The 10,181-nt window shown below is 39.9% G+C and carries 9 protein-coding genes and 1 pseudogene; 3 read left to right on the top strand and 7 right to left on the bottom strand.

The window, feature by feature from the left end:
* Window positions 1-165: 165 nt before the first annotated feature.
* Window positions 166-766, bottom strand: a pseudogene (locus tag ACT3RM_RS15575) (DDE-type integrase/transposase/recombinase); the annotation flags it as partial.
* Window positions 767-1,168: 402 nt separating this feature from the next.
* Between ACT3RM_RS15575 and gloA the strand changes: the two are divergent.
* Window positions 1,169-1,696: a lactoylglutathione lyase gene (gene gloA, locus ACT3RM_RS15570; RefSeq protein ID WP_441834789.1), complete on the top strand. Its 528-nt coding sequence runs from the start codon at window positions 1,169-1,171 to the stop codon at window positions 1,694-1,696.
* A gap of 76 nt (window positions 1,697-1,772) precedes the next feature.
* Here gloA and htpX read toward each other — a convergent pair whose 3' ends face one another.
* The 5 genes from htpX to bioB all read right to left on the bottom strand — a co-directional run bounded on the left by htpX (window position 1,773) and on the right by bioB (window position 6,549).
* Entirely contained in the window at window positions 1,773-2,633 is an 861-nt protein-coding gene (gene htpX / locus ACT3RM_RS15565) for a protease HtpX (RefSeq protein ID WP_441834788.1), read from the bottom strand.
* Between the two features lie 102 nt (window positions 2,634-2,735).
* Window positions 2,736-3,419: a dethiobiotin synthase gene (gene bioD / locus ACT3RM_RS15560; protein ID WP_441834787.1), complete on the bottom strand. Its 684-nt coding sequence runs from the start codon at window positions 3,417-3,419 to the stop codon at window positions 2,736-2,738.
* Between the two features lie 36 nt (window positions 3,420-3,455).
* Window positions 3,456-4,337, bottom strand: coding sequence for a methyltransferase domain-containing protein (locus ACT3RM_RS15555; protein WP_441834786.1), 882 nt, complete (start codon window positions 4,335-4,337; stop codon window positions 3,456-3,458).
* Entirely contained in the window at window positions 4,334-5,488 is a 1,155-nt protein-coding gene (locus ACT3RM_RS15550) for an aminotransferase class I/II-fold pyridoxal phosphate-dependent enzyme (RefSeq protein ID WP_441834785.1), read from the bottom strand. The genes ACT3RM_RS15555 and ACT3RM_RS15550 overlap by 4 nt, the downstream gene beginning before the upstream one ends.
* 20 nt (window positions 5,489-5,508) lie before the next feature.
* Window positions 5,509-6,549, bottom strand: coding sequence for a biotin synthase BioB (bioB, locus tag ACT3RM_RS15545; RefSeq protein ID WP_441834784.1), 1,041 nt, complete (start codon window positions 6,547-6,549; stop codon window positions 5,509-5,511).
* 93 nt (window positions 6,550-6,642) lie between these two features.
* On the opposite strand from bioB, the gene bioA reads away from it, so the two are divergent.
* Complete coding sequence (gene bioA / locus ACT3RM_RS15540; RefSeq protein ID WP_441834783.1) at window positions 6,643-7,935, top strand: adenosylmethionine--8-amino-7-oxononanoate transaminase; 1,293 nt, start codon at window positions 6,643-6,645, stop codon at window positions 7,933-7,935.
* Window positions 7,936-7,997: 62 nt separating this feature from the next.
* Here bioA and ACT3RM_RS15535 read toward each other — a convergent pair whose 3' ends face one another.
* On the bottom strand, window positions 7,998-8,432 hold the full coding sequence (locus ACT3RM_RS15535; RefSeq protein WP_441834782.1) for an AAA family ATPase: 435 nt from the start codon (window positions 8,430-8,432) through the stop codon (window positions 7,998-8,000).
* A 255-nt stretch (window positions 8,433-8,687) separates the two neighbouring features.
* Between ACT3RM_RS15535 and asnS the strand changes: the two genes are divergently transcribed.
* Window positions 8,688-10,085, top strand: coding sequence for an asparagine--tRNA ligase (gene asnS, locus ACT3RM_RS15530; RefSeq protein ID WP_441834781.1), 1,398 nt, complete (start codon window positions 8,688-8,690; stop codon window positions 10,083-10,085).
* Window positions 10,086-10,181: the final 96 nt, after the last annotated feature.

The following is a 10,181-nucleotide window of genomic DNA, read 5'->3' as shown; positions in this document are numbered from 1 at the left end:
ATAATTGCGCAAGAATTCTCCTAAAAATAAAAAATGATATGAATCGTCTCGAGTTCATCGGAGACCAGTTTGTTTAAGTCAGGCCACTTTACCTGACTGGTTTAAATTATCATAGAAGTTTGCTTCATATTGAGCTGGTGAAACATACCCAATTGAAGAGTATTACCGTTGATTATTAGACCAACTCAACCATTCTAAGGTTGCATATTCAACAGTATCAGCATTTTTCCACGGGCCATTCCTGTAAATAATTTTTGTTTTAAATAAACCATTAATCGTTTAATCCACTGCATTGTTAAAAGAGCCACCTACATTCCCATAGACGCTTGAATTCCAGCTTCAGAGAATCGAATTGTGTATATTACATACAAATATTGACAGATTCTGTCGCTATGGTGAGTTAACCCCTCGGGATTGCCACTATGTGCTAAATAGCTTGCTCTAACGCATCAAAAATAAGTTCTACACGCCAACCTACAATGTACCGTGAAAAAACATCGATCACGAAAGCGACGTAAACAAAGCCACTCCATGTCGCAACATATATAATATCAGGTACCCAAAGCTGATTTGGCTGCTCAGTTAGAAAGGCGCTCAGGCTCTGTTTTCATCTGTTTATGGGAATAATACCTTGATGGTGCAATCTGTAATTCCTTGCAAATTAACTCGACACCAGTTTGCGGTCTAGCTCCGCTTGGGCGAAAAAAGCAGCGGTTTTCCTCAAGATACCATTCGTTGACTTAAGCTCTTTATTCTCGCGCTTCAGATTAAGTGTTAAAAAATGTTTTAGACGATTGAGCTTGAGACTGCTTGACCCATGCTCTAAGTGTTTCTGGTGTAAATCCCAGTTTATCTGAAATCGACACTAGCGCAGCAGCACAAAGAGAGGGGGATTATTAAACGCTTCGTTCATTTTCATAGGGTCACTATTATTATCGTTATCCATTTTTGTATTAAAGTAATTTTATAAAACAATGCATCTTCGCTCTCACACAAAGTACTGTATATAAACTTAGTAAATGCTAGTTTAAGCACTTTTGTATAAAAATATCACCGTAATAGAATCTGCATTGCAGCAGGTGGTTTTAATTTAGCTTGGTGTTGATTATCATGCAGTAACAATGGATCACATACAGTTTCGCTTTTTAATTCTCATTAAGGTACCACTATGTCTAACTATAACGAATCGCCAGAACAAGTTGCAGAATCTACACAAGGCTACGTAATGCAACAAACGATGTTACGTATTAAAGACCCAAAACCTTCATTAGCGTTTTATCAAGATGTTTTAGGAATGAAACTATTAGGTAAGTATGATTTTCCTGATATGGAGTTTACCCTGTACTTTTTAGGCTATGAGCAAGAACTACCAAAGGGTGATGATAAAACTAAAACAGAGTGGGTATTTCGCCGCCCTGCACTCATTGAACTCACCCATAACTGGGGCACTGAAAATGACGACAGTTTTGCCGGCTATCATAGTGGCAACCAAGAGCCTAAAGGTTTTGGCCACATTGGTATTAGCGTACCCGATGTATATAACGCCTGCGAGCGGTTTGCAAAATACGATGTGGAGTTTGTTAAAAAGCCAGACGATGGCTCAATGAAAGGCTTAGCCTTTATTAAGGACCCTGACGGTTACTGGATTGAGATATTATCAGCCGAAGGCATTACTGAGATTATTCAATCTCAATAATATTTAAGTTTGCACATAGTTAAAAGCCAGCTTAAGCGCTGGCTTTTTAGAATACTTTATCAAATAAGGCTTTTACTTAACGTAGTGCGTTTATTCGTGCGTCGAGCGATGGATGAGATGAAAATAACTCAGCCATACCTTTACCACTGGCTATACCAAATGCCATCATTGAACCTTTTAATTGCGATGGGTGGTTTTGCTTTAAACGCTCAAGTGCTGAGCGCATTTTGTCACCACCGACTAATTTTGCAGCGCCTCTGTCGGCAACAAATTCACGTTTTCGACTATAATGCGCCACCACAACGCTTGCAAGTACACCAAATAATACCTGAAATAACATATCAAATAGGAAATAAGTCCAGCTACTGCCGCCCTCCTCCTCATTGCTGTTAATAAAGTTATCTACTATTCCCGCCAATACTTTTGCAGCAAAAATAACAAAAGTATTTACTACACCTTGTATTAGTGTAAGCGTAACCATGTCGCCATTCGCAATGTGTGAGACTTCGTGCGCAAGTACCGCTTCGATTTGCTCTTGGTTCATGTTGTGCATTAAGCCTGTACTTACTGCCACCAGCGAATTTTTTTTACTTGGACCCGTTGCAAATGCATTCATTTCCGGGCTGTCGTAAATAGCGACTTCTGGCATTTTAATATCGGCCTGTTTAGCTTGCGCCGCTACGGTATTAATAAGCCATTGTTCGGTTTCGTTACGAGGATGAGTAATAACATGTGCACCGGTTGATTTTTTAGCTATCCATTTCGACATAAATAACGAAATAAACGAACCACCAAAACCAAATACTGCAGCAATAAGTAGTATGCCGCCTAAGCTACGATGGCTCAGACCCAGCACACTCATTATTATTGAAAGCACCACACCTAATACCAACATAACCGCTAGGTTAGTTAATAAAAACAAAAATATACGTTTCATTCGAGTTCTCCAAAAATAACATTTATTGCTGAGTGATTGATAGTTTGTCATGCTGTAGCAACCACTGCAGTATGACAAACTATGTCAAGGTGCAAGCGTTATTTATGGATTAATCGATAATTCTTTAAGCAAGGTTTTATAAATTTGTAATTTAGGTGTTTGCTCGGTATACGGGCTTATTGCAAGTAATGGAAAAGTTAAACGGTGCTTAAGTGAGTCAAGGTTTGCCTGGTACTCGGCCATATTAGAGTCAACTTGATTAGCGACCCAGCCTATACAGTTTACACCCATACTTTTCATATGTTCGGCTGTTAATATAGCATGATTTATACACCCCAGCTTTATCCCTACCACAAGTATAACCGGAATTTTCTCGGCTTTAACCCAGTCATATAAATACTCAGTATCATTAATGGGTAACGCCCAACCACCAGCGCCCTCTGTAAACAAGTAATCAGCCTCTTGCTGTTTTATATTTTGATACGCCGCGCTTAGCTTTGCAACGCTCAGCGTCACTCCCGCTTGTTGTGCTGCTATATGCGGGGCAATGGGCGGTGAAAATGCAAACGGATTAATAATATCGTAATTGGCGCTAACGGTTGCGCTTTCCATTAACATTAGGGCATCTGCATTAACGAGTTGATCAAACGCCATTTCGCAGCCAGAGGCTATAGGCTTAAAACCAATTGCACGCTTTTTGTGCTGAGCAAGCAATTTTAATAGCAAACTAGTTACGTGAGTTTTACCGGCGTCGGTATCGGTGCCGGTAATAAAAAATGAGTGCATGCGCTGCCTTTGTATTTTATTAAATTTTTGCTGTTTTTAATGAGACTTTTCTAACGACATCAATAACACATGGTAAGAAACATGCGCTTTACTGTTTATCAGCGGGTAAGCATTGCATACCCTTTGTAGCGCTTGTTTAGTTAATAAACCAGGGCGATGAGTTGTTTGGTTTTGGGCGGTGGCACCAATAGCCTTAATTGACCGAATAGCCTGTATTGGAGATGCAAATTGGTCGGTATATACAACAGTTTTGGTACTATTTATCTTAAACCCTGCCTTTTCGACCGATTGGTTTATATTATGCTTACTTTGAAAATGATTAATATGACTGTGAAGATCAAGTACTGCAAACGCCGTTTTTATTTCATGAAGTGAGCCTTCAACTACCGTACTTATGAACGCCTGCCCACCTGATTTTAATGCTTTATAAACTCCCTGTATCAGCCTTTCAAAATCAGCCGACCACTGCACCGCAAAATTACTAAAAATAACATCAATACTATTTTCATGTAGCGGTAAATTATCCATGTCAGCGCAAATACGCGGCGCGGTCAGCATACTACTTTGCAGCATATTTAAACTTAAATCCATTGCAATCACCTGCTTAAACATGCTCTGTAAAGTTTTCGTGTTACAAAGTGGCCCTGCACCGATATCAATGCACAGTTTGTCTTTAGTTTGGGGTGTTACAGGGATTAATTTAAATAAGTCGAGCGCAGCCTGTTTTTGTACATTGGCATGCTCAACATAGTTATTTGCTGCATGTGAAAACCTACGCTGAGTATTAGCTTTTAATACTTCTGAGGCTAAACGACCTGATTGAGTCGTAATGGGTGCTTTTATTACTTCTTTTATAGGTGATGAATTTTTAAATGATGATTTTTTAAAAGATGTATTAATCGCCTGCGGGTTTATCATGTAATAGCCTTTTGTAAGCTGCTGACTAATGTAACTATGTCGCTTTCGGTATGCGCCGCAGTTAATGTAATACGTAGCCTTGCTGTATTATGCTGTACCGTAGGTGGGCGAATTGCCGTGAGCCATATTCCTTGTTGTTTTAATTGCTCGCTAACTTGTAAGGTCTGATCGGCGCAGCCTAAAACAATGGGTTGAATGGCCGTATTTGAAGGAAGAACAGATATATTGTACTTACTAGCTAAATGTTTAAACGTGGTAATATTGGCGTTTAACTTTTTTCTCTGCTCATTCGCGTTTCTTATCGCTTTAATACGCGCTAATGTTTGGCACGCAATAAGCGGCGACATCGCTGTTGAAAACGTGTAGTCACGGTTGTATTGCAGCATATAATCAATAAACGCGTCTGACCCTAAAACACACGCGCCACTACTTGCAGCTGCTTTGCCAAAGGTGATCACCAGTATGTCTGGCATTAGTTCATCAGCAATAAAGGCCTCACAGCTGCCGAGCCCTGTTTTACCTAAAGTACCAAAGCCATGCGCATCGTCTATCATTAGCCATGCATTGTGTTGTTTGGCAAGCGTGAGTAACTCTTTCAGCGGGGCCTTATCGCCATCCATTGAAAACACCCCTTCACTCACAATCAATTTATGCTGTGCTTTAGATTTTTCGAGCCGAGAACGTAAATGGTTTATATCGTTATGGTTAAACCTTACTAAAGCGGCATTTGCATGCAACGCACCATCAATTAAACTGGCGTGATTTAACTTATCCTGGAAAATCGCACTGTGCTGAGCCACTTTTTTGTCTTGAAATAATGCCTTAATTATACTGCTATTAGCACTAAAACCAGAATTAAACAGCATGGCTGCTTGATACCCTAATTGGTGGCACAAGTACTGTTCAAGCTGATATTGAGATTGTTGATACCCCGTTACCAGCGCTGAGCTGTGGCTACCAAGAGCTGACGTTTTACTAGCCATTATGGGCTGTTCTGCGAAGCCTAAATAATCATTACTGGCAAAGTTAATATAGGTTTTATCAGCCACGGTGATTGTGCGTGCGCTTGTATGCTCAATCAAGTGGCGCGTGCGATTAAGTGCATTATCGCAGCGCGCTTGTAAATGACTATTTATAAAATCAAATGGCATAGAATACAATAAACTCTAACTTAAGCTTCGTAAAACAACTCAGATGTTGCCTTGTCTGCAACCTTTGATGCTAATGACGCTTCATGCGCTTCGTCTGAATAATCATGGCGCTGCTCTGGGTTCATGCCTAACTTTTTAATTAGGTTCATATCGGCATCTGCTTCTGGGTTTTCAGTAGTAAGTAACTTATCGCCATAAAATATAGAGTTTGCACCTGCAAAAAAGCACATTGATTGCATTTGTTCGTTCATTGCGTTGCGACCAGCAGATAAACGTACATAACTGTGCGGCATCATTATACGGGCCGTAGCAATGGTGCGGATAAACTCAAAATCATCTAAGTCTTCAACATTTTCAAGCGGTGTGCCTTTTACCTTTACCAACATGTTAATTGGCACACTTTCAGGCTGCTGTGGTAAATTAGCTAGTTGCATTAATAAACCAAAGCGATCTGAAGCTTGCTCCCCCATACCAACTATTCCGCCCGAACATACTTTCATACCTGCATCGCGTACATTACCTATGGTATCTAAACGATCTTCAAAGGTTCGAGTAGTTATAATTTGCTCATAATACTCTGGAGAGGTATCTAAATTGTGGTTGTAGTAATCAAGGCCCGCGGTACTCAATTCATGGGCTTTGTCATTATCAAGCATGCCTAAGGTCATACAGGTTTCAAGGCCTAGCTCTTTTACCTCTTTAACCATTCTAGAAATATACGGCATATCCCTGTCTTTAGGATCAGACCAAGCCGCCCCCATACAAAAACGAGTAGCGCCTTTTTCTTTTGCTAAACGTGCTTGTTCAACTACCTTATCAACTTCGATTAAACGCTCACGCTCTAAGTCAGTTCTATAATGTCCAGATTGCGGACAATATTTACAGTCTTCAGGGCAAGCACCGGTTTTGATTGATAACAATGTTGAAATTTGTATTTCGTTAGGATTAAAGTTTGTACGATGAACAGACGCAGCTTTAAACAGTAAATCGTTGAATGGCATTGTAAATAGTGCTTTAACCTCGCTATGGTTCCAATCGTGGCGAACAGGTGCTAGCTCCATAATAAGTCTCTTTATTTTGTAACGGTGATATTGGCTTTAGTCTACGTCTTGGCGTAACATTGTCAACAAACAAGAGCACAGTTGAGTTTACAAATGAACATAAATAAATCTATAGATCTAGATTTTGATCGCGAGCATATTTGGCACCCTTATACATCAATGACACACCCTCTGCCTGTATACCCAGTAACACATGCAATAGGTAATCGGCTGTATTTAGAAACTGGTGAAACACTTATAGATGGAATGGCCTCTTGGTGGAGTGCTATTCACGGTTACGGCCACCCTGTATTAAATGAAGCAATAACAAAGCAAGTGGCTAAAATGAGTCACGTTATGTTTGGGGGAATTACTCACCAACCTGCGGTAACGCTGTGTAAAAAATTAGTGTCTATGACTCCTGAAAAATTACAAAAAGTATTTTTAGCAGACAGTGGCTCGGTAAGTGTTGAAGTGGCGATAAAAATGGCCTTACAGTATTGGTTAAGCCAAGGTGTAACGACTAAACAAAAATTAATGACACCGTTTAAGGGCTACCATGGTGATACTTTTGCCGCTATGAGCGTATGCGATCCGGTTAATTCAATGCATAGCTTATATGAAGGCTTTTTACCTGAACATATTTTTGTACCTGCCCCCAAAAGCGCTTTTGCAAGTGATTATAATGAGCAAGAATCAACTCTATTAGCCGATTATTTTAAAAAGCACCACCATGAAGTGGCCGCCTTTATTATTGAGCCTATTGTACAAAATGCGGGCGGTATGAACTTTTATCACCCAAACTACCTTAAATCTGTTCGCAAACTTTGCGACCAATACGATGTACTTCTTATATGCGATGAAATAGCGACAGGATTTGGCCGCACTGGTAAGTTATTTGCTGTAGCTCACGCAAATATTCAACCTGATATTTTATGTATTGGTAAAGCACTTACTGGCGGTATGATGACGCTGTCTGCAACCTTAACAACCGATAAAGTCGCTATTGGTATCAGTGAAGGTGAAGCCGGTGTATTAATGCACGGGCCTACTTTTATGGGTAACCCACTTGCTTGCGCGGTAGCATGTGCAAGTATTGACTTACTGTTAGCACAAGATTGGCAAGCGCAAATAACACTTATAAATAGTGTGTTAAGCCACCAGCTTGAGCGATGTAACGAATTAAACGAAGTGGTTGATGTTAGAACACTTGGGGCAATTGGTGTTATAGAGCTAAACAGTAATGTAAATGTTGAAAAAATACAGCAGTACTTCAATAGCCAAGGTGTGTGGATACGCCCATTTGGGAAGCTTATTTACCTAATGCCACCGTATATAAGTAACGAGCAAGATTTAACGACTCTGTGTGATGCAATTTATAAAGCAATTAAAGGTAAGCATTACTAAAGTATAAATTAAACTACCAGCTAAAAAGGAAGCAAGAACTTCCTTTTATTAACCAATTTTGGTTACCACTCGAACATATAAGCCATTTTACTAAGCATTTTTAGCGGTACTTTGTGTTGATTTCGCTTAGCATAAAGATGCTGCAAAGATTTATCTTTGACCTCGCCAACTATCACTTCTTTTACCTGATAGCCTAATGCTTGAGCAGCTTGGGTATAGGCTATAAACTCCCACTTTTTGATATTCGTATTATCGACAATCACCAGCGGGATATTTTGGGCTAAGGAGTTTATAAAACGCGCCAAGTTTAAATTATGGTATTCGGAGAGTTTAAACTTATCAAAATGATAAACACCATCAGCGTTATAAAAGTAATCATCGGTTGCACAAATTACGTATTGACTTTGGTCGCCCTGCACCATTTCGTCAGCTAGGTTTTGCGCATAATAAGATTTACCCGCCCCTGGTAAACCACGAAGAATAAAGACTTGTTTCATAACACCTGTAAACTAATTTGATTGAGTTAACGTTTATTGATCTTTATCATGCCATAAAATAGTCAACTTTCGCAGTGACAATTTTAAATAACACCTAAATGCCGCTATTACTTGCTGATTTTTTCATCAAACTTATAAAAAATACCAAAGAGTTATCAACAGTAGTTTTTTTATTGGCTTTACAAAGGTAAGATAGGCGGTTCAAAGTGCAGTGCACATTATTAATGTTAGGCAACTTATATCATTGGAGTGAAGATGAGCCATTTAGCGATCTCAGAGCTATTAAAAGGCACGGTTGCGGAAGACAGCCAAGTAACAATTAAAGGCTGGATCCGTACTCGCCGCGATTCAAAAGCAGGAATTTCTTTTTTAGCCGTTCATGACGGTTCATGTTTTGATCCTATTCAAGCGGTAGTCCCTAATTCACTTAATAATTATGATGAAGTAACTCGCCTTACCGCTGGTTGTTCTGTCTCAGTAACGGGTGTTTTAGTTAAATCTGCTGGCCAAGGTCAATCATTCGAAATTCAGGCAAATACAATTGAGGTATTAGGTTGGGTAGAAAATCCAGATTCATACCCAATGTCGGCAAAGCGCCACAGTATTGAATACTTGCGTGAACACGCGCATTTACGTCCACGCACTAACATCATGGGCGCCGTAACACGTGTACGTAACTGTTTAGCACAAGCGATTCACCGCTTTTATCATGAACAAGGTTATTACTGGATAAGTACCCCAATCATCACCGCAAGTGACTGTGAAGGCGCAGGTGAAATGTTCCGTGTTTCAACCTTGGATATGCAAAACCTGCCGCGCACAGAGAAAGGGGCTGTTGATTACAGTGAAGACTTTTTCGGTAAAGAAGCATTTTTAACCGTATCAGGTCAGCTTAATGGTGAAACATACGCTTCAGCAATGTCAAAAATTTACACCTTTGGCCCAACGTTCCGTGCTGAAAACTCAAATACTTCACGCCACTTAGCCGAATTTTGGATGGTAGAGCCAGAAGTTGCCTTTGCCGATTTAGAAGATATCGCAAAACTTGCCGAAAATATGCTCAAATATGTATTCAATGCCGTACTTACAGAGCGACGCGATGATATGGAATTTTTTGCAAAACGTGTAGAGAAAACCGCCATTTCGCGTTTAGAAGAGTTTGTAGAAAAAGACTTCGCGCAAGTTGATTACACTGACGCCGTTGAAATCTTAAAAGCCTGTGGCAAAAAATTTGAATACGATGTTGAATGGGGTGTTGATTTACAGTCTGAACACGAGCGTTATTTAGCAGAAGAACATTTTAAAGCACCCGTGGTTATTAAAAATTACCCTCGCGATATAAAAGCATTTTACATGCGTCAAAATGAAGACGGTAAAACCGTAGCTGCTATGGATGTTGTTGCCCCTGGAATTGGCGAAATCATTGGTGGCTCACAACGTGAAGAACGTTTAGATGTACTTGATGCGCGTCTTGCAGAAATGGGCTTAAATAAAGAAGATTACAGCTGGTATCGCGACTTACGCAAATACGGTACCGTACCACATTCAGGCTTTGGTCTTGGGTTTGAGCGTTTAGTTGCTTATGTAACAGGTATGGGTAACGTACGTGATGTAATTGCCTTCCCTCGCACTAAAGGCAGTGCAACTTACTAAATTTTAGTAACTGAATAATTTTAAAATTAAAAACCAACCTTGAGTTGGTTTTTTTATACATAAAAGTCATTCAACACACTTTTAGCAACGGACATA

Source organism: Pseudoalteromonas sp. AOP7-A1-14 (assembly GCF_052376275.1).
In the GTDB taxonomy this organism is placed as follows: domain Bacteria; phylum Pseudomonadota; class Gammaproteobacteria; order Enterobacterales; family Alteromonadaceae; genus Pseudoalteromonas.
This window is presented reverse-complemented; position numbering and strand designations above follow the sequence as displayed.

Bases quoted from the DNA above. Each gene is read 5' to 3' on its own strand.
- gloA (WP_441834789.1), top strand. From the start codon at position 1,169: ATGTCTAACTATAACGAATCGCCAGAACAAGTTGCAGAATCTACACAA.
- htpX (WP_441834788.1), bottom strand. From the start codon at position 2,633: ATGAAACGTATATTTTTGTTTTTATTAACTAACCTAGCGGTTATGTTG.
- bioD (WP_441834787.1), bottom strand. From the start codon at position 3,419: ATGCACTCATTTTTTATTACCGGCACCGATACCGACGCCGGTAAAACT.
- ACT3RM_RS15555 (WP_441834786.1), bottom strand. From the start codon at position 4,337: ATGATAAACCCGCAGGCGATTAATACATCTTTTAAAAAATCATCATTT.
- ACT3RM_RS15550 (WP_441834785.1), bottom strand. From the start codon at position 5,488: ATGCCATTTGATTTTATAAATAGTCATTTACAAGCGCGCTGCGATAAT.
- bioB (WP_441834784.1), bottom strand. From the start codon at position 6,549: ATGGAGCTAGCACCTGTTCGCCACGATTGGAACCATAGCGAGGTTAAA.
- bioA (WP_441834783.1), top strand. From the start codon at position 6,643: ATGAACATAAATAAATCTATAGATCTAGATTTTGATCGCGAGCATATT.
- ACT3RM_RS15535 (WP_441834782.1), bottom strand. From the start codon at position 8,432: ATGAAACAAGTCTTTATTCTTCGTGGTTTACCAGGGGCGGGTAAATCT.
- asnS (WP_441834781.1), top strand. From the start codon at position 8,688: ATGAGCCATTTAGCGATCTCAGAGCTATTAAAAGGCACGGTTGCGGAA.